Annotated in this window: 18 protein-coding genes; 3 read left to right on the top strand and 15 right to left on the bottom strand. The window is 63.3% G+C overall.

Features of this window, described 5'->3' with window-relative positions; genetic code table 11:
- Positions 1-223: 223 nt before the first annotated feature.
- Together dnaJ and pabB are read left to right on the top strand one after the other, a co-directional pair.
- Positions 224-1,366 carry a molecular chaperone DnaJ gene (dnaJ, locus tag BG57_RS06530; RefSeq protein ID WP_035961517.1) on the top strand — a complete coding sequence of 381 codons (1,143 nt, stop codon included), beginning with the start codon at positions 224-226 and terminating at the stop codon, positions 1,364-1,366.
- 44 nt (positions 1,367-1,410) lie between these two features.
- On the top strand, positions 1,411-3,210 hold the full coding sequence (gene pabB / locus BG57_RS06525) for an aminodeoxychorismate synthase component I (protein WP_035961910.1): 1,800 nt from the start codon (positions 1,411-1,413) through the stop codon (positions 3,208-3,210).
- 10 nt (positions 3,211-3,220) lie between these two features.
- Here pabB and dgoD read toward each other — a convergent pair whose 3' ends face one another.
- Positions 3,221-4,369, bottom strand: a complete 1,149-nt coding sequence (gene dgoD / locus BG57_RS06520) for a galactonate dehydratase (protein ID WP_035961512.1) — start codon at positions 4,367-4,369, stop codon at positions 3,221-3,223.
- A gap of 103 nt (positions 4,370-4,472) precedes the next feature.
- Here dgoD and BG57_RS06515 point away from each other — a divergent pair, with 103 nt between their 5' ends.
- A complete protein-coding gene (locus BG57_RS06515; protein WP_035961509.1) occupies positions 4,473-5,198 on the top strand; it encodes a FadR/GntR family transcriptional regulator in 726 nt (241 codons plus the stop codon).
- 89 nt (positions 5,199-5,287) lie between these two features.
- On the opposite strand, the gene gloA is transcribed toward BG57_RS06515, so the two are convergent.
- The 14 genes from gloA to BG57_RS06445 all read right to left on the bottom strand — a co-directional run bounded on the left by gloA (position 5,288) and on the right by BG57_RS06445 (position 18,428).
- The gene (gloA, locus tag BG57_RS06510; protein WP_035961508.1) at positions 5,288-5,674 is read right to left on the bottom strand and encodes a lactoylglutathione lyase; all 387 of its coding nucleotides are present in this window, start codon (positions 5,672-5,674) and stop codon (positions 5,288-5,290) included.
- Between the two features lie 121 nt (positions 5,675-5,795).
- Positions 5,796-6,686: a M48 family metallopeptidase gene (locus tag BG57_RS06505; RefSeq protein WP_035961909.1), complete on the bottom strand. Its 891-nt coding sequence runs from the start codon at positions 6,684-6,686 to the stop codon at positions 5,796-5,798.
- Between the two features lie 92 nt (positions 6,687-6,778).
- A complete protein-coding gene (locus BG57_RS06500) occupies positions 6,779-7,552 on the bottom strand; it encodes a lysophospholipid acyltransferase family protein (protein ID WP_035961505.1) in 774 nt (257 codons plus the stop codon).
- A 32-nt stretch (positions 7,553-7,584) separates the two neighbouring features.
- Positions 7,585-8,136 carry a D-glycero-beta-D-manno-heptose 1,7-bisphosphate 7-phosphatase gene (gene gmhB, locus BG57_RS06495; protein WP_035961503.1) on the bottom strand — a complete coding sequence of 184 codons (552 nt, stop codon included), beginning with the start codon at positions 8,134-8,136 and terminating at the stop codon, positions 7,585-7,587.
- 3 nt (positions 8,137-8,139) lie between these two features.
- On the bottom strand, positions 8,140-10,239 hold the full coding sequence (glyS, locus tag BG57_RS06490) for a glycine--tRNA ligase subunit beta (RefSeq protein ID WP_035961501.1): 2,100 nt from the start codon (positions 10,237-10,239) through the stop codon (positions 8,140-8,142).
- Positions 10,240-10,256: 17 nt separating this feature from the next.
- On the bottom strand, positions 10,257-11,276 hold the full coding sequence (gene glyQ, locus BG57_RS06485) for a glycine--tRNA ligase subunit alpha (RefSeq protein WP_075583093.1): 1,020 nt from the start codon (positions 11,274-11,276) through the stop codon (positions 10,257-10,259).
- A gap of 202 nt (positions 11,277-11,478) precedes the next feature.
- Positions 11,479-12,144, bottom strand: coding sequence for a hypothetical protein (locus BG57_RS06480; RefSeq protein ID WP_035961495.1), 666 nt, complete (start codon positions 12,142-12,144; stop codon positions 11,479-11,481).
- A gap of 273 nt (positions 12,145-12,417) precedes the next feature.
- Positions 12,418-14,091 carry an apolipoprotein N-acyltransferase gene (lnt, locus tag BG57_RS06475; RefSeq protein WP_052005653.1) on the bottom strand — a complete coding sequence of 558 codons (1,674 nt, stop codon included), beginning with the start codon at positions 14,089-14,091 and terminating at the stop codon, positions 12,418-12,420.
- Between the two features lie 77 nt (positions 14,092-14,168).
- On the bottom strand, positions 14,169-15,071 hold the full coding sequence (locus BG57_RS06470) for an HlyC/CorC family transporter (RefSeq protein ID WP_035961487.1): 903 nt from the start codon (positions 15,069-15,071) through the stop codon (positions 14,169-14,171).
- A gap of 133 nt (positions 15,072-15,204) precedes the next feature.
- The gene (locus BG57_RS06465; RefSeq protein WP_035961478.1) at positions 15,205-15,624 is read right to left on the bottom strand and encodes a helix-turn-helix domain-containing protein; all 420 of its coding nucleotides are present in this window, start codon (positions 15,622-15,624) and stop codon (positions 15,205-15,207) included.
- Positions 15,621-15,920, bottom strand: a complete 300-nt coding sequence (locus BG57_RS06460; protein ID WP_035961471.1) for a type II toxin-antitoxin system HigB family toxin — start codon at positions 15,918-15,920, stop codon at positions 15,621-15,623. The genes BG57_RS06465 and BG57_RS06460 overlap by 4 nt, the downstream gene beginning before the upstream one ends.
- A 209-nt stretch (positions 15,921-16,129) precedes the next feature.
- Positions 16,130-16,822 (bottom strand): gamma-glutamylcyclotransferase, encoded by a 693-nt coding sequence (locus BG57_RS06455; RefSeq protein ID WP_035961465.1) that lies wholly within the window; start codon positions 16,820-16,822, stop codon positions 16,130-16,132.
- Between the two features lie 29 nt (positions 16,823-16,851).
- Entirely contained in the window at positions 16,852-17,316 is a 465-nt protein-coding gene (gene ybeY, locus BG57_RS06450; protein WP_035961459.1) for an rRNA maturation RNase YbeY, read from the bottom strand.
- Positions 17,313-18,428, bottom strand: a complete 1,116-nt coding sequence (locus BG57_RS06445; RefSeq protein WP_035961458.1) for a PhoH family protein — start codon at positions 18,426-18,428, stop codon at positions 17,313-17,315. Before BG57_RS06445 ends, ybeY begins: the two co-directional genes overlap by 4 nt.
- Between the last annotated feature and the right edge of the window lie 5 nt (positions 18,429-18,433).

The raw sequence follows: 18,433 nt of genomic DNA, 5'->3' as shown, positions 1-18,433 counted from the left end.
TCTTTCGCGCGATGCATCGGCGCGAACAGGACCGGGACGCGTCGAGCGTCTGACGTGGAACGCGCCTGGCGAGCTTTTCGGCTCCCCGGGCACGTTGCTTTTTTGGGGCGTCCTGCTCAGGAGTGGCATACAAGAGCGGGGCGTCAGAGGTTACGCGCGGGTCGTTTGACCCGAGGCATCTGAGAGGAACCGTCGCGGCCAAGCGCGACGGCATGGAACCGACATGGCGAAACGGGATTACTACGACGTTCTGGGCGTCGCGAAGAACGCGAGCGACGACGAGATCAAGAAGGCGTATCGCAAGCTCGCGATGAAGTATCACCCTGACCGCAATCCGGACAACAAGAAAGCGGAAGAGAACTTCAAGGAGGCGAAAGAAGCCTACGAGATGCTCTCCGACCAGCAGAAGCGCGCCGCTTACGACCAGTACGGTCACGCGGGCGTCGATCCGAACATGGCGGGCGCGGGTGCGCAGGGCTTCGGCGGTTTTGCCGATGCCTTCGGCGATATCTTCGGCGACATCTTCGGACAGGCGGCGGGCGCGGGCGCCGGTGCGCGCGGCGGACGCGGCGGCCCGCAGGTGTATCGCGGCGCGGACCTGCGCTACAGCATGGAGATCACGCTGGAGCAGGCGGCGCACGGTTACGACACGCAGATTCGCGTGCCGAGCTGGAGCAACTGCAACGTCTGTCACGGTTCGGGCGCGAAGCCGGGCACGAAGCCGGAAACCTGCCCGACCTGTCACGGCCAGGGCCAGGTGCGGATGTCGCAGGGCTTTTTCAGCATCCAGCAGACGTGTCCGAAGTGTCACGGCAGCGGCACCTACGTTCCCGATCCCTGCACGAACTGCCACGGCGCGGGCAAGGTGAAGGAAACGAAGACGCTGGAAGTGAAGATTCCGGCGGGCATCGACGACGGCATGCGCATCCGCTCGGCGGGCAACGGCGAGCCGGGCATCAACGGCGGTCCGAGCGGCGACTTGTATGTGGAGATCCACATCAAGCAGCACGCGGTATTCGAGCGCGACGGCGACGACCTGCACTGCCAGATGCCGATTCCGTTCACGACGGCGGCGCTCGGCGGCGAGATCGAAGTGCCGACGCTCGCGGGCCGCGCGAGCTTCACGGTGCCCGAAGGCACGCAGTCGGGCAAGACGTTCCGTCTGCGCGGCAAGGGCATCAAGGGATTGCGGTCGAGCATCGCGGGCGATCTCTACGTGCACGTGCAGGTGGAAACGCCGGTCAAGCTCACCGAGCAGCAGCGCGACTTGCTCAAGCAGTTCGAGAAGTCGCTGACGGAAGGCGGCGCGCGGCATAGCCCGCAAAGCAAAAGCTGGTTCGATCGCGTGAAGAGCTTCTTCGACTGACGCGCTGTCGCACTGACGCGCGCCTGCATCATGCGAGCATGGCCATGAAGATCGAAGCACGCAGCGCTGCATTCGCGCTGCTCGACGATTGCGACGCGACCGCCGAAAGGCGGTCGAGTCGTTTGTACACGGACTTCTCGCACGAGCATGTCTGTGAAGACGGACGCTCGCTCGATGCGGTCTGCGCCGACATCGAGCGCGATCTGCAAGGCGGCTTGCATGCGGTCGTGGTCGCCGACTATGAATTCGGGCGCAATCTGCAGTTCGGCGCGATCGGGCGCGGCGGCGATCATGCGCTGCGCGTGCTGATGTTCCGCGCGTGCACGGCGTTGTCGCGTGACGAAGCCAGCGCGTGGCTGACCGCGCAAGACGGTCATGCGGAGGCGCCGTCGATGGCAGGCGTGGCCGGCATCGAGCCGAGCGTCACGCGCGATGAGTTCGACGCCGCCATCGCCGCCATTCAGCAGGCGCTGGTGGACGGCGAGTCGTATCAGATCAACTTCACGTACCGGCTCGCGTTCGATGTGTTCGGCACGCCGCTAGCTTTGTATCGACGGCTGCGCGAGCGTCAGCCGGTGCGCTATGGCGCGTTGATCGCGATGCCCGACGGACGCGCGGTCGTGTCGTGTTCGCCGGAGTTGTTCATCGAAAGGCAGGGCGATGTACTGCGCGCCCGCCCGATGAAAGGCACCGCGCCCCGCGACACCGATCCCGCCGCGCTTCACGACGATCCGAAGAACCGCGCGGAAAACGTAATGATCGTCGATTTACTGCGCAACGACATCTCGCGCGTCGCGGTCACGGGGTCGGTGCATGTGCCCGCGCTGTTTTCAGTGGAGCCGTATGCGTCCGTGTGGCAGATGACGTCGACGGTCGAAGCGCGCGTCGTGCCCGGCACGCCGTTCGCGGCGATCATCCGCGCGCTGTTTCCATGCGGCTCCATCACTGGCGCGCCGAAGTACCGCACGATGCAACTCATCGATGAAATCGAAAGCACGCCGCGCGGTCTCTATACCGGCGCAATCGGCTGGCTCGATGCAGGCGGCGACTTCTGTCTGTCGGTCGCGATTCGCACGCTGGTGATCGACGCCACGGGCGAACGCGGCGTGCTCGGAATTGGCGCGGGCATCGTGCTGGACAGCGTGTCCGCGAACGAGTATGAGGAGTGTCTGTTGAAGGCGCGTTTTCTAACCGGTGCCGACCCCGGCTTCGAACTCTTCGAGACGACATACGCGACGCGCAGCGCAGGCGTGCGCCACTATGCACGTCATGTGGCGCGGCTGAAGGCAAGCGCGGCGTATTTCGGTTTTGCTTTCCACGAACGTGAGCTTGATGCCGAAGTCGCGCGACACTGCGCGGGCTTCGATGAAGGCAAGCCGTATCGATTGCGCATCGCGCTCGACAAGCGCGGGCGCATCGCGATGACGAGCGCACCGCTTGCGCCGTTGTCATCGGAAACCGTGAATGTGCTGCTCGCGTCGGAGCGCGGCTTTGCGGCGCAATCATCGCGCGACACGCTGCTTCGCCATAAGACGACGCACCGCGCCGATTACGACCGCGCGTGGAAGGCGGCCGAAACCGAAGGCGCGTTCGACATGCTGTTCACGAACGAGCGCGGTGAACTCTCCGAAGGCGGCCGTTCGAGCATCTTCGTGAAGCTGGAGGGGACGTGGTGCACGCCGCCCATCGACGCCGGCGTGCTGCCGGGCGTGATGCGCGCGGCGGTCATCGAAGAACTCGGCGCGGAAGAACGCCGGCTGATGCCAGCGGATCTCGACCGCGCCGAAGCCATGCTCATCACCAACGCGCTGCGCGGCGCGGTGAAAGCACGCCTCACGCACTAGTCCGGGCGCGTTACCACTCAGCGACGCTGCCATCCGCGTGACGCCACACCGGATTGCGCCAGCGATGCCCGATCTTCGCCATCTCCCGCACCTTCTCCTCATTCACTTCGATCCCAAGCCCGGGCCCTTGCGGAATCGATACCATGCCGTCGTCGTACTCGAAGACTTCCGGATTCCTGATGTAATCCAGCAGGTCGTTGCCCGTGTTGTAGTGGATGCCCAGGCTTTGTTCCTGGATGAACGCGTTGTAGCTGACGGCGTCGATCTGCAGGCAGGTCGCGAGCGCGATCGGTCCGAGCGGGCAGTGCAGCGCGAGCGCGACATCGTAGGCTTCGGCCATCGACGCGATCTTGCGGCATTCGGTCAGCCCGCCCGCATGCGACGCGTCCGGCTGAATGATATCGACATAACCGCCCGCCAGAATGTGCTTGAAGTCCCAGCGGGAATAGAGCCGCTCGCCGAGCGCAATCGGCGTGCTCGTCTGATTGACGATATCGCGCAACGCCTCGACGTTCTCCGACAGCACCGGTTCCTCGATGAACATCAGCTTGTACGGATCGAGTTCTCTTGCAAGCACCTTCGCCATCGGCTTGTGCACGCGCCCGTGGAAGTCCACGCCGATGCCCACGTTCGGCCCGACCGCCTCGCGCACCGCGCGCACGTTGTCGATCACGCCCTGAACCTTGTCGAACGTGTCGATCATCTGCAGTTCTTCGGAGCCGTTCATCTTCACGGCCTTGAAGCCGCGTTCGACAACCGCACGCGCATTGTTCGCGACGTCGCTCGGACGGTCGCCGCCGATCCACGAATACACCTTCATCTTGTCGCGGACCTGGCCGCCGAGCAGCGCGTGAATCGGCACGCCGTGATGCTTGCCGAGAATGTCCCACAGCGCCTGATCGACGCCCGCAATCGCGCTCATGCCGATAGGGCCGCCGCGATAAAAGCCCGAGCGATACATCACCTGCCATAAGTCTTCGATATGGCGCGGATCCTTGCCGATCAGATAGTCCGAGAGTTCGTCGACGGCGGCGGCCACCGTATGCGCGCGTCCCTCGACGACGGGTTCTCCCCAGCCGGTGATGCCTTCATCGGTCTCGATTTTGAGGAAGCACCAACGCGGCGGAACAACGAAAGTTTCAAGTTTTGTGATTTTCATGCGAGCGTCTCCTGGCGAGGCTCTTATGGTAGCTCAAACTGGGCGCGGTGAACTGATTAATAGTATTGTTTCCGGCGGAAGCAGCCTTCTTTCAGCCGACGAAATGGCGGATAATCGCGCGGGTATCGATAGCACGACGAAGGAGTTCATCATTCACCGCGATCTTCATGGCCGCGTGGCGTACGAACTGGGCACGGCCATACTACGCGGCGATTTCGTGCCCGGTTCGTCTCTCCCGCGGGAAGTTGAACTGATGGAACGGTTCGGCGTAAGCCGAACGGTATTGCGCGAGGCGCTGCGCACGCTGACCTCGAAGGGGATGATTCAGTCGCGCCCGAAAATCGGGACGCGCGTGAGGCCGAGAGAAGCCTGGAACCTGCTCGACGCCGACATGCTCCACTGGTATTCGCGCGTCGCTCCGCCGATGCACTTCGCGCTCAAGCTCCAGGAAATGCGCGAGATGATCGAGCCGTATGCCGCCGCGCTCGCGACGCGCAACCACGACGCACACGCGCTCGGCAAGCTGGAGAAAGCGCATCGCGCGATGGTGGCGGCGCAGAACGTCGACGAGTGGGTGCGCGCCGATCTCGAGTTCCACTTGTGCGTGCTGGCCGCTTGCAGCAACGAGTTGCTCGTTCCGCTGGGCGTGCTCATCGAACGGACGCTCGAAGGACAGTTGCGCCTGAACGCCAAGCGCGCCGAAGTGTTCAACGCCTCGCTGGCCGAGCATACAGCGGTCTTCACGGCGATCGTCGCGCGCGACGCGGAGGCTGCGCGCCGCGCAATGTCCGATCTGCTTGGAGTGACGCGAGCGCGTATCGAAGGGTGATGTGGCGCGCGTGATTCAGCGAGCAAAAAAATGCGCGCGGCGATCTCATCGCCAGCGCGCAAGCATTTGCCGGTGAGCAATCGATCAGATCACGAATGCTTTTCGATCAGTTCGACCTTGTAGCCGTCCGGATCTTCCACGAAGGCGATCACCGTCGTGCCGCCCTTCACCGGGCCGGCTTCGCGCGTGACGCGGCCACCCGCATTGCGAATGCGATCGCATGCTTCGGCGGCGTTATCCACTTCCAGCGCGATGTGGCCGTAAGCGGTGCCCATCTCGTACTTTTCGACGCCCCAGTTATAGGTGAGCTCGAGCACGCTGTGTTCGCTTTCATCGCCATAACCGACGAATGCGAGCGTGTACTTGTACTCGGTGTTCTCGCTCTGGCGCAGCACCTTCATGCCGAGAATCCGGGTGTAGAAATCGATGGAGCGCTGCAGGTCGCCGACGCGCAGCATCGTGTGGAGAAGTCGCATGATGAGGTTCCTGTTGTGTTCGCGGCGGCGCGATTCCTGAACTCGTCGCACTCGCCGGCATTGCGGGTTCGTGCAAAATTGTACCGTTCGATGGAAAGCCGCGCTGACCGCGCTCATCGGCTTACAACGCAGGCAGCAGATCCGGCGGATGATGCTTGAGCGTATGGCGCGCCTCGCGAAACTCCGGAAAGATGGACTCCACCGTTTTCCAGAAACGCGGGCTGTGGTTCATCTCACGCAGATGCGCGAGTTCGTGCGCGACGACGTAATCGATGATCCACAGCGGAAAGTGAATCAGCCGCCAGTTGAGGCGAATCTTGCCGTCGCTCGAACAACTGCCCCAGCGCGTCGCCGCCGATGACAGCGCGTAAGCCCGATACTCCGCGCCCAGCTTCTCGGCATATACCGCGAGCCGCTCGCCGAAGATGCGCTTCGCTTCGCTCTGCAGCCAGCCTTGCACGCGATCCTTGATCTGCTGCGCATCGGCGAAAGCGGGCAGGGCTAGTGCGAGCACGTTGGTGTCGGCATCAAAGGAAGGCGTGCTCGCGGACGGATTCAGCGACACGCGGATCGTCTTGCCGAGAAACGGGAACTCCGCGCCGTCCTGCCATTCGATGCGCGGCAGCGCGCGCTGCTCCACGCGTGTTTGCCACTCGGCCAGCTTCCGAAAAATCCAGCCTTGCTTGTCGCCGATTGCAGTTTCGATATCCGCGATCGTCACCCAGCGCGGCGCGGTGATCGTGAGACCGGTTGCATCGATGCAGAAGCCGATGGTGCGCCGTGCCGAGCGCTTAAGCCGATAGTCGAGCGCCTGAGCACCGAACAGCACGCGGCGCTGACGCACGCCTTCCGGAAGCGGTTCGGGCTTCGACAGTTCGCCAGACGGGACGTTGCCGCGTGGAGAAGGCGGCGCGGGAGCGGGCGCGGTCGCGGGCGCATGCTCGAACGGAAGATCGAGTTGCAGGGTATCGAGCGCGACGGCGGGGCGCTGTCGCGAGGGAGGCTTCTGCATCGGCTCGGCTTTGCGCTCCCGGCGCAGGAATGACGAGAAGAACGAATAGGGCACGCGGCTCGACCGGCTCGAAGCTCTGGAGGCGAACCGCGTCAGCGGCCCGTGCCCGCAGCGCCCGCCCGTTGCGGCTGCGCGTTCGACGTGGCGTAGGCGAGCGGATCGATACGGCGCATCTCCGTTTCGATCCAGCTCTCGACGCGCACATTCACTTCTTCGGGCGAGAGACCGGCGGTATCGATGGGCTTGCCGATCGACACCGTGACTATACCCGGATACTTGATGAACGAATTGCGCGGCCACACGTGCCCGGCGTTATGCGCGATCGGCACGACAGGCGCGCCCGTCGCGACGGCGAAGCGCGCGCCGCCCGTCTTGTATTTGCCCTGCGAGCCGACCCGCGTGCGCGTGCCTTCGGGGAACATGATGACCCATGCGCCGTCGTCCATTCGTGCGCGGCCCTGGCGCGTGACGGATGCAAACGCATCGCGGCCTTGCGCGCGATCGATGTGCACCATTTTCAGCAGCCCGAGCGCCCAGCCGAAGAACGGCACATACAGCAATTCGCGCTTGAACACATAGCAGAGCGGACGCGGCATCAGCGCGGGAAAGGCCAGCGTCTCCCACGCGGATTGATGCTTCGACAGGAGCACGGCGGGGCCATCGGGCAGATTCTCAGCGCCTTCGATCCTATAGCGGATGCCGACGAGATGACGCAGCACGACGATCGTCGACTTGCACCAGCCGGCCGCCATCCAGTAGCGCTTGTCGGCGCGCATGAACGGAAACGCGATAAAGCAGGCGATTGCATACGGCACCGTGTACATGACGAAGTACAGCATCAACAGCAACGAACGGATGAAGCGCATGAAGTCTCAGCAAGTCGTGACGGGGCCGGCGATCAGTCCTGATGCCGCGCGAGGAAGTCGAGCGCGAAGGCGCGCAGATCCGTGTGAACCAGGGTGCCTGCAGGCAGCTTGCCTTCCGCGAGGGTTTTCTCGCCTTTGCCGGTTAGCACGAGATGTACCGGAAAGCCGAGCGCGGCGCCCGCCTGCAGGTCACGCAGGGAATCGCCGACGACGGGCGTATCTTCCGGATCGATCTCGAAGCGGTCGATGATCTGCTGCAGCATTCCCGGCTTCGGCTTGCGGCAATCGCATTGATCTTCGGCGGTATGCGGACAGTAGAAGATGGCGTCGATGCGCCCGCCGACTGCCGCGGCCGCCCGATTCATCTTCTGATGCATCGCGTTGAGCGCGGCCATGTCGAACAAGCCGCGCCCGATGCCCGACTGGTTCGATGCAATCGCCACGCGATACCCCGCCTGATTGAGCCGCGCGATGGCTTCGAGACTGCCGGGAATGGCGACCCATTCGTCCGGCGACTTGATGAACGCGTCGGAATCGACGTTGATGACGCCGTCGCGATCGAGGATGACGAGTCGTCTGTTCATGGCTCAGGCCGCGAGCTTGGAGATGTCGGCCACGCAGTTCATCTGCTGATGCAGCGCCTGCAGAAGCGCAAGACGGTTGTTGCGCAGCGCGGCGTCTTCCGCGTTCACCATCACGTCGTTGAAAAACGTGTCGACGCTTTCACGCAATGCGGCGAGCGCCGTCAGCGCTTCCGTGTAGTTGCGCGCGGCGAGCTGGCTTTGCACGCGCGGCGTCACGTTCTGGATCTGCGCGTAGAGATTCTTCTCAGCCGCTTCCACGAGCAGGTCCGGATTCACCGATGCCGGCGCGCCTTGCTCCGACTTCTTCAGAATGTTCGAAATGCGCTTGTTGGCCGCCGCAAGCGACGCGGCTTCCGGCAGCGACGCGAATTCGCGCACGGCGTCGAGGCGCGCGACGATGTCGTCGAGGCGCGTCGGGTTGAGACTCAGCACGGCTTCGATGTCGTTGGCTTCGAAACCGCGCTCGCGCAGCAGGCCGCGCAGACGGTCGAGGAAGAACGCGTAGACGGCTTCGGTCGAATCCGCGACCTGCGGCATGCCGGCGAACTGACGCTGAGCGGCTGCGACGAGATCGCGCAGATCGATCGGCAGCTTCTTTACGAGCAGGATGCGCAGCACGCCGAGCGCATGACGGCGCAGCGCGAACGGGTCTTTCTCGCCGGTCGGAGCGAGGCCGATGCCCCAGATGCCGACGATGGTTTCCAGCTTGTCCGCGAGCGCCACCGCACAACCGACGCCGGTCGACGGCGTGTCGTCGCCTGAGAAACGCGGCTGATAGTGCTCCGAGCACGCGAGCGCGACTTCTTCCGGTTCGCCGTCGTGGCGGGCGTAGTACGTGCCCATCGTGCCTTGCAGTTCCGGGAATTCGCCGACCATGTCGGTGAGCAAATCTGCTTTCGCGAGACGCGCGGCGCGGCGGGTGAGCGCGGCATCGACGCCGATCATCGGCGCGATTTCGCCCGCGAGCGCTTCCAGCCGTTCGACGCGTTGCAGCGCGGAGCCGAGCTTGTTGTGATACACGACGTTGGCGAGCAGCGGCACGCGCTCTTCGAGGCGCTTCTTCTTGTCCTGCGTGAAGAAGAACTTGGCGTCGGCGAGGCGCGGGCGCACCACGCGCTCGTTGCCCTCGATGATCTCGCCCGGCGTTTTCGTGTCGATGTTCGACACGATCAAAAAGCGCGAACGCAGCTTGCCGTGATGATCGGTGAGCGCGAAATACTTCTGGTTCGTCTGCATCGTGAGGATCAGGCATTCCTGCGGCACTTGCAGGAATTCCTCGTCGAAGCGGCATTGATACACGACCGGCCATTCGACCAGCGCGTTGACTTCTTCGAGCAGCGCTTCCGGCATCACGACACGATCTTCGCCCGCGAACGCCTGCAATTGCGTGCGAATGGACTCGCGGCGGTCATCGAAATTCGGGACGACGTGGGCCTTGGTTCGCAGCGTTTCGGCGTAGTCATCGGCATGGGCGATCGGCACGAAGCCTTGCGACATGAACCGATGGCCGATGGTCGTATCGCCCGCATCGACGCCGAGCGCGCTCACCGGCACGACGTCGCGGCCATGCAGGGCGACGAGGCGTTGCACCGGACGCACGAACTGCACATTCGTGCCGTCGGGACGCTGATACGTCATCACCTTCGGAATCGGCAGCTTGCCGAGGGTTTCGTCGAGCGCGGCTTGCAGGCCATCGGCGAGCTTGGCGCCGGGGGCCGCGTAGCGCAGAAAGAAGGATTCGGCCTTGCCGTCCTGCGCGCGCTCGAGTTCGGCGAGCGGGAAGTCGGGGAAGCCGAGCGCCGCGAGCTTTTTCGCGAGCGGCGGCGTGGGCTTGCCTTCCTTATCGAGCGCGACGGAAACCGGCAGCACTTTTTCGCGCACCTGCTTTTCCGGCGCGACATCGCGCACGTTCTTGATGAGCACGGCGAGGCGGCGGGGCGTCGCGTATTTTTCGAACGACGGCGCGCCTTCGATCAGGTCGCGCGCAGCGAGCCGCTCGACGACGCCTTCGGCAAAAGCGGTGCCGAGACGCGCGAGCGCCTTCGGCGGCAGTTCTTCGGTCAGCAGCTCGACGAGCAGGGAAGCGTGATGGGATTGCGTCATTGTTCTGTCTTGCCTCGTCATGCCTGTTCGTTGGCGCCGGTGGGCGAGCTTTCCACCTTCAGCGGCGGCGCCCATGCGGGCCGCTGCGCTTCTTCCTGGTCGGTGATGAGATCGGGGTCGCGCTTGACCGGATTGCCGAGCATCGGGAAGCCGAGTGCTTCGCGCGAATCGTAATAAGCCTGCGCGACGAGACGCGACAGCGCACGAATGCGGCCGATGTACGCCGCGCGCTCCGTCACCGAGATCGCGCCGCGCGCATCCAGCAGGTTGAAAGTGTGGCCGGCCTTCAGCACGAGTTCGTAAGCGGGCAACGCGAGCTTTGCGTCGATCATCTTCTTCGCTTCTTCTTCGTAGCTCTTGAAGAGATGGAACAGCAAGTCGACGTTCGCGTGCTCGAAGTTGTACGTGGATTGTTCGACTTCGTTCTGGTGATACACGTCGCCGTAGCTGAGCTGACGCAGCACCTTCCCGTTCGGGCCGTCTTCTTCCCACTCGGTCCAGACGAGGTCGTAGACGTTCTCGACCTTCTGCAGATACATCGCGAGGCGCTCGAGGCCGTACGTGATTTCGCCGAGCACCGGCTTGCAATCGAGGCCGCCCACTTGCTGGAAGTACGTGAATTGCGTCACTTCCATGCCGTTAAGCCACACTTCCCAGCCGAGGCCCCACGCGCCGAGCGTCGGGTTCTCCCAGTCATCTTCGACGAAGCGTACGTCGTTCTGTTTCAGGTCGAAGCCGAGCGCTTCGAGCGAGCCGAGATACAGGTCGAGAATGTTCTCCGGCGCAGGCTTCAGCACGACCTGATACTGATAGTAATGCTGGAGGCGGTTCGGATTCCCGCCGTAGCGCCCGTCCTTCGGGCGGCGCGACGGCTGGACATAGGCCGCTCGCCACGGCTCCGGGCCGATCGCGCGCAGGAACGTGTGAACGTGAGAGGTGCCCGCCCCGACTTCCATGTCGATGGGCTGAAGCAGCGCGCAGCCCTTGTCGTTCCAGTAGGACTGCAGCGTCAGGATGATTTGCTGAAAGGTGAGCATGATTGCCTTTTACCAGGCGCGGCCATCGTCGTGACGACGCGACTCTAGGGCTCGGCCGAAGTGCTAAAACCTTGAATTTTAGCTGATGGCGGGGGCGGGTGATGTTTTTGTGATGGTGATGCGGGTCGGCCCGGCAATCGTTCGGCGCACCAAAGCCGACCGCGTTGCGCCGGCCGGCGTTGCGATTGCGTCTGGCCGTGGATTATTTCTGGCCAAGCATGGCCGAACGAATGTTTTCGAACACGGGTTCGGGGTTGGCGATCCATCGATCGATTACATCGCTATGCACGAGCGGCAGGTCGCCTTCGACTTGTTTGTCGGGTGCAGCACTCGCGATCCTGACCGCGAGCGTTTGCGAATATTCGACGACCGCCTGAATTCCCTTTGCGGCATTCCTGGCCTTCTCGGGCCCCGGTACGCTTTTCATGACCGATCCGATGTCGACGACCTTGCAGGCGTAATGTATCGACGTCGTGGACTGTGCGGACTCCGGCGTCGTATTCGGACTGCGGCCCGTTGCATGGCACTCGGACCGGCGGGTCGCATCCGACATCTTTCGCAATACTTCGATATAGGCGTCGGTTACTTCCCGTGGCCTGTTGCTGCGCTTGGCCGCGTCGATCATGGAATCGAGCATTTTTCGCGGTGCTTCTTGCGCAGCAGTCTGATCGGCTCTCTGTTGATCGGTCAGTTGCCGGCCTGCGGTCATGTAGTCCGTGTATCGTTTGAAACTTTCGTCGTCTTGCTTGACGATCATCTGCAGATAGACGTCGGCAACCTGTTCGGGCGTCAGCGTTTCAGCGTGCGCACCGGCGCACAGCAATGCGCTCGCGCAGACGACGAGAACGGTGTTCGTTATTTTCTTCACGGAAGCGTGTATTGGCGGGTGATAGAACCGTGGCACTCGACGCGAACTCAGTGAACGCGTTGATTTCGTCATGCAAAGCATTTCGAGACTGCACTGGCCACTTTCGACGACGGCGCATTCTCGGGTTGTTTCCCCGCCTCGGAGGTAAAACATTGTCGGCGTCGCGAACGCAGCGTTTCTCGCATAAAAAAACGACGGAAGCCTTATGTTGGCTTCCGTCGTTTATGGATCTAGCAGCGCAACCGGCGTCGATTCCGGACAGAAACGCTTCGTTCAGTTGCCGTTGATTCTTCTTCTCCCCGGCGCGAACGCGAACCCCAAAGCCAGCAACAACAGCGACACTGCGATGACCGTCATATTCCCGCTCGTCACATAAGGCGTTCGCCCCGACGTGCCTTGCACGCGCGCTTCCAGCACGCCGGTTGTGAACGTTGGCAGCTTGGAAACGACTTCGCCATTGGCCGCGATCACCGCCGTCATGCCGGTATTGGTCGCGCGCAGCATCGGCCGGCCGGTTTCGATCGACCGCATGCGCGCAATCTGCAAATGCTGATCGAGCGCGATGGTATTGCCGAACCACGCAAGATTGGTCGAATTGACGAGCACGCCCGCAGGCGCTTCCTGCTCGCGAATCGTATGGGCGATTTCCTCGCCGAAAATGTCCTCGTAGCAGATGTTCACGGCGATCGGCTGGTTGTGCACGAAGAACGCCTTCTGCGCGACAGGCCCGCGCGCAAGATCGCCCAGCGGAATGCCCATCAGGTTCACGAACCAGTGAAAGCCGAGCGGCACGAATTCACCGAATGGCACGAGGTGATGCTTGTCGTAGCGATAAACATCGTTCACGCCCGGCGTCATGCCGAAGAGGCTGTTGGTGAAATCGGTCACGCGTCCGTCGGGAAGCACGGTGACGCCGATCGCGCCAAAAAGAATCGACGAATTCGTGCGGTCGGCGAAGCTGCGAATCGCGGTCGCGAAATCCTGCGGCACTTGCACGGCCAGCACCGGCAGCGCGGTTTCGGGCGTCACGATCAGATCGGCGGGCTTTTCGGTGATGAGCCGCTGATACAGCGCCAGCGACTGGTTCACGCCCGCCTGTTCGAACTTCATCTCCTGCTTCACGTTGCCTTGCAACAGACGCACATCGAGCGGCGCGTTCGCGGGCGTCGTCCATCTGACGAGCGACAGCAGCAGGCCCGCGACGATCAACGCCAGCGCGGCCACGGCGGGCACGAACGCGCGCGCGCCACGACCCGTTCGCCGCACGTGGAAAACCGCCTGCACGATGAGCGCCGCGACCAGCGCCAGCACCCAGCCGACGCCGTACACGCCGGCAACCGGACCATATCCGGCGAGCGGCCCGTCCACTTGCGCATAGCCGCTCGCGAGCCACGGAAAGCCGGTGAAGACGAGTCCGCGCAGCCATTCGCCGAGCGCCCACGCGCTCGCGAACGCGAACGCGCCGTGCCACGTCGGGGCGTAGCGGGGGGCGGCGTCGATATCGCGGGCGGTGCGGGCGTCTTCATCGCCGAAGCGGGCGCGTCCTGCAACGAGCGACCAGACCACGCTCGATGCAGCCGGATACATCGCCAGATAGAGCGAGAACAGCGCGACGGCGGCGGCCGCGAGCGGCGCGGCCATGCCGCCGTAGAAGTGCATGCTGACGTAGAGCCACCAGACGCCGGTCACGAAGTTGCCGAAGCCGAATGCCCAGCCGGTCAGCGCCGCGCTTTTCCAACTGCTCGTGCGCGAAAGCCACGCGAAAAACAACGCGAAGATGACGAGCTCGATCCATCCGCCGTGCGGCGTCGGCGCGAAGGAAAGCGTATTGGCCGCGCCAAGCACGGCCGCGACGAGGTAATGCCAGAAGGGAAGCGCGCGGGAGGCAGTCGACGCGCTCTCTGCGTTGCGTCGCCACGGGAACAAGCGAAACGATGAATCGGCCATTGAATGCGGGGAAAGGCTTGGCGGATGGGGCGTCGCGTCCGGGCCACGAGCGGCGGCGGACGCGTCGTGCTGCGCGATCAGTCGCGCAGCTCGCCCTCGTCGTCACCGGAATGGGATTGTTGCGTGAGATTCGGCACGCGCCGAACCAGAAGCACATGGATCTGCCGGGCGTCGCCGCGCAGAATTTCGAACACGAAATCGTCGATGCGCACCTTTTCGCCGCGATGCGGCACGCGCCCGAAGCGATGCGTGACGAGCCCGCCGATGGTATCGACTTCCTCGTCGGAGAAATCGGTGCCGAACTCTTCGTTGAACTGCTCGATGCCCGTCAGCGCGCGCACCCGGAACTTGCCGTCCGGCGACGGCATGATGTTGCCGGCTTCCTCGTCGAAGTCGTATTCGTCCTCGATGTCGCCGACGATCTGCTCCAGTACGTCCTCGATGGTGATGAGGCCTGCGACGCCGCCGTATTCGTCGACGACGATGGCGATGTGATTGCGGTTCACGCGGAAATCGTGCAGCAGCACGTTCAGGCGCTTCGACTCCGGAATGAACACGGCGGGGCGCAGCATGCCGCGCACGTCGAACTCTTCTTCGGCGTAATAGCGCAGCAGGTCTTTTGCGAGCAGCACGCCGATGATGTTGTCGCGATTGCCCTCGTACACCGGATAGCGCGAGTGCGCTTTTTCCAGCACGAACGGAATGAATTCGGCAGGCGTTTCCGCGATGTTGATGGCGTCCATCTGGGCACGCGGAATCATGATGTCGCGCGCGCAGAGATCGGACACCTGAAAGACGCCTTCGATCATCGAGAGCGAATCGGCGTCGAGCAGGTTGCGCTCGTGGGCGTCTTGAAGCACTTCGAGCAGCTCGTCGCGTGACTCGGGCTCGTGCGAGATGAAATCGGTCAGGCGTTCGAGCAGCGAGCGCTTTTCGTGCGGTTTGTCGGAGTGTCGTCGACTGGGATAGGGTTCGTTCATAGCGGAGCGCCCGGGACGTCCCGGGCGCGAATTAACGGAAAGTTAAGCATACACCAAGGGAAACGGCAGGCTGCGTGGCGCGGCGCGCATGTTTCGGGTGGCGGCAAAGGGCGACCGGTCATGACGGAAAGCATCACATGAAGGCGCTGATTTCGGTGCCGAAGCGTTCGGCCAATGCCTTCGCGACGCTCTTGCTGATCGCGCGGCGGCCGGCAAGGATGTCGCTGATCACGGTAGGCGAAGCGATGTCGGCCAGATCTTTTTGTTTCAGGTCGTGGGCGCCGAGCAGATAGCGGAGCAGGTCTTTGGGCTCGGCCTCGGGCAAATCAGGATGATGCGATTCCCATACTTCGATGAGGTCGGTGACCACGCCGAACAGATCGGCGAGCGAGCCTTCTTCGTCTTCGAGGTGATCGGCCAGTTCGTTGGCGAGCGCAACCATCCGGCGATAGTCGTCTTCGCTGCGGATCGGCTTGAGGAATACCTGGCCCTGTAACGTGGACCACGTCTTCGCGAATTCGGGAACGCCTCTCGAATGGCTATGAGCTTTCATTTTGCTCTGTTTGCTTGGGTCCATTGATCGTACTGTTTATGTGTGAACACATGACGAACGAACAACATTTGCCGATTGAAGTGGATAGCGGCGACGACGCGAAGATTGTTGCCGCCGACATCGAACACGAAGTACTGCGGCGGAACGTAGTCAACGGAGCCGAAAGTCTTCTTGAGTCCGGCCAGATCATCCGCCTGGCACTTGCTTGCCAATCGATACCAAGAGAAAAGAGAACTCTTCGCGACCGAGTGCTTATCAACGAATTCTTCCAGCACTTTCCTCGAAATCACCCGCATGCTGCTTTCCCTTGCCGACAGATTTCGCTTTGGTCATTGCATGCCCCTTGAATCGGAATCCACTTTATTCGCAAAACGCGAACTTCGCAATATGCGAAGTTCGCGCAGAGTTGGTCTTGCTTTCAGGGAATGACCTTAACGGAAAAACAGGCGAACGGATCGTCGGGCGACAAGCGTTGGCCAAACGGACGAAGCTCAGACCGACACATTCACCGCGGGTTCTGCTCCTGACACCGCCGCAACAACGCCTCGAGCGCCCGGTCCGGCATGCCGCTCTCGCGCAGCGCCTCGACCGTTCGGGTCACGTAATCGAGCGTCGTTCCATAGCGGCCGCTCGCGCAGCCGAACACCGTGCGGATGACCGGATCGCCGAGCTTGCCCGTGTACGACGCCGCCTCGCGGCGCATCACGAACGCGAGCGCCTCGACGCGCCGTCCGTCGATCAGTGTGCAGGGCAGCCACGCGGGCCTGTAGGACGCCATCGACATTTCGCGTCGCCAGAGCGCCTCGAGGTGCTCGGGCGCGTCCGCGCCGGCGAGCCGGAACGCCATGCCGGTGCAGGAGCCGCCGCGATCGAGCGCGAGCACGAGGCCCGGCTGCTCCGGCGTTCCGCGATTCACCCGCGACCACAAGTAAAGCCCGCGATGATAGCCGTGCACCTTGCCGCGCACGGCTTCGAGCGCCGGCAAGCCGGGATTCCAGATCAGCGACCCGTAGCCGAACAGCCATAAATCCGACCGGCGGTCCCAATGAGCGAGCGCGGCCTCGCGGGAAGCCGCGAGTTCCTCATCGGTGAGGAGCGCCGTTTCTTCGAGCGCGGGCGGATAGTCCGGGCAGGCAGGCGCCGGATCGTGCGGGACAAGGTCGTTATCGGGCGTGGGCTCGGGCGTTTTGTCGTTCACGGTGCGGCGGGCGAAGGGCTGGCTGACGCTCAGGCGAGCGGGACGTAGGGATCGGAGAAACCCAGAGACTGCATGATATCCGCCTCGATGGATTCCATCTCCTGCGCCTCACTCTCGACCTCGTGATCGTAGCCTTGCGCGTGCAAGGTGCCGTGGACGATCAGATGCGCATAATGCGCGGCGAGCGGCTTGCCCTGTTCGGCGGCCTCACGCTCGACGACCGGACAGCACAGAATCAGGTCGCCCGCGACGGGATCGTCCTCCGACTCGGCATACGCAAACGTCAGCACGTTCGTCGCGTAATCCTTCTGACGATACGTGCGATTCAGCGTGCGGCCTTCTTCCTCGTCGACGAAGCGCACCGTCAACTCGGCGTCCGCGAACAGCGACGCCTTGATCCAGCGCGCGACCGTCGCGCGCGGCAGCATCGCCTTGTGCGACGGATACGTTTTAGCGGCAGGAAACTGCAGGGTCAGCGTGAGGCGAGGCATCATTCCGGCTTCTGCGACTGCTGCGCGGCGCGGGCCGCATCGGCGATGGCGGCGTCTTTCTGCGACTGCGCGTCGTAGGCCTCGACGATGCGCGCCACGAGCGGATGCCGCACCACGTCCGCCGACGAGAAGCGCGTCATCGCGATCCCGCGCACTTCCGCCAGCACGTGCTGCGCTTCGATCAGCCCGCTCTTGTGGCCGCGCGGCAAGTCGACCTGTGTGGTGTCGCCCGTCACGACCGCCTTCGAGCCGAAGCCGATACGCGTGAGGAACATCTTCATCTGCTCGGGCGTGGTGTTCTGCGCCTCGTCCAGAATGATGAACGCGTGGTTCAGCGTGCGGCCGCGCATGTACGCGAGGGGCGCGATCTCGATCATCTGACGCTCGAACATCTTCGCGGTCTTGTCGAAGCCGAGCAGATCGTAGAGCGCGTCATAAAGCGGGCGCAGGTAGGGATCGACTTTCTGCGCGAGATCGCCCGGCAGGAAACCGAGCCGCTCGCCCGCTTCGACAGCCGGTCGCGTCAGCACGATGCGCTTGACCTGATCGCGTTCGAGCGCATCGACGGCGCAGGCCACGGCCAGATACGTCTTGCCGGTGCCCGCCGGACCGATGCCGAAGGTCACGTCATGCGCGATGATCTGACGGAGATAATCGCGTTGCGCCGGCGTTCTGCCGCGCAGATCGGCGCGACGCGTGTAGAGCTTCGGGCCGTGATCTTCGTCGGCGTCGAGGTCCATCGTGGCGCTCGGCTCGTCGAACGGATGATCCGGATCGCCGCGAAAGCGGGGATCGACCGGGGTGTCGTCCTCGCCGTTCTCTTCAGCCTGCTTCGCCAGACGCGTCGCGTGCCGGGCTTCGACGAGCGCCAGCTGGATATCGTCGACGGAAATCGGGTCGCGTGCGCGGTTGTAGAAATTCTCGAGCGCGGCGAGTGCGACCTTTGCACCACGGCCACGAATCGAAATCTTGTGGCCGCGGCGCGACAACGTCACGTCGAGCGCCTGCTCGATCTGCCGCAGATTTTCATCGAGCGGCCCGCAGAGGTTGGCAAGCCGGGCGTTGTCGTCGCGCGGAGCGGTGAACTCGAGATGCTGCTGAGGAGCGTTCTTCAAGGCGA

Source organism: Caballeronia grimmiae (assembly GCF_000698555.1).
Lineage (GTDB): Bacteria > Pseudomonadota > Gammaproteobacteria > Burkholderiales > Burkholderiaceae > Caballeronia > Caballeronia grimmiae.
Note: the sequence above shows the minus strand (reverse complement) of the source record. Positions and strands in the feature narration are given on the sequence as shown.

Excerpts from the sequence above, each read along its gene's own strand:
- dnaJ (WP_035961517.1), top strand. The coding sequence starts at position 224 with ATGGCGAAACGGGATTACTACGACGTTCTGGGCGTCGCGAAGAACGCG.
- pabB (WP_035961910.1), top strand. The coding sequence starts at position 1,411 with ATGAAGATCGAAGCACGCAGCGCTGCATTCGCGCTGCTCGACGATTGC.
- dgoD (WP_035961512.1), bottom strand. The coding sequence starts at position 4,369 with ATGAAAATCACAAAACTTGAAACTTTCGTTGTTCCGCCGCGTTGGTGC.
- BG57_RS06515 (WP_035961509.1), top strand. The coding sequence starts at position 4,473 with ATGGCGGATAATCGCGCGGGTATCGATAGCACGACGAAGGAGTTCATC.
- gloA (WP_035961508.1), bottom strand. The coding sequence starts at position 5,674 with ATGCGACTTCTCCACACGATGCTGCGCGTCGGCGACCTGCAGCGCTCC.
- BG57_RS06505 (WP_035961909.1), bottom strand. The coding sequence starts at position 6,686 with ATGCAGAAGCCTCCCTCGCGACAGCGCCCCGCCGTCGCGCTCGATACC.
- BG57_RS06500 (WP_035961505.1), bottom strand. The coding sequence starts at position 7,552 with ATGCGCTTCATCCGTTCGTTGCTGTTGATGCTGTACTTCGTCATGTAC.
- gmhB (WP_035961503.1), bottom strand. The coding sequence starts at position 8,136 with ATGAACAGACGACTCGTCATCCTCGATCGCGACGGCGTCATCAACGTC.
- glyS (WP_035961501.1), bottom strand. The coding sequence starts at position 10,239 with ATGACGCAATCCCATCACGCTTCCCTGCTCGTCGAGCTGCTGACCGAA.
- glyQ (WP_075583093.1), bottom strand. The coding sequence starts at position 11,276 with ATGCTCACCTTTCAGCAAATCATCCTGACGCTGCAGTCCTACTGGAAC.
- lnt (WP_052005653.1), bottom strand. The coding sequence starts at position 14,091 with ATGGCCGATTCATCGTTTCGCTTGTTCCCGTGGCGACGCAACGCAGAG.
- BG57_RS06470 (WP_035961487.1), bottom strand. The coding sequence starts at position 15,071 with ATGAACGAACCCTATCCCAGTCGACGACACTCCGACAAACCGCACGAA.
- BG57_RS06465 (WP_035961478.1), bottom strand. The coding sequence starts at position 15,624 with ATGAAAGCTCATAGCCATTCGAGAGGCGTTCCCGAATTCGCGAAGACG.
- BG57_RS06460 (WP_035961471.1), bottom strand. The coding sequence starts at position 15,920 with ATGCGGGTGATTTCGAGGAAAGTGCTGGAAGAATTCGTTGATAAGCAC.
- ybeY (WP_035961459.1), bottom strand. The coding sequence starts at position 17,316 with ATGATGCCTCGCCTCACGCTGACCCTGCAGTTTCCTGCCGCTAAAACG.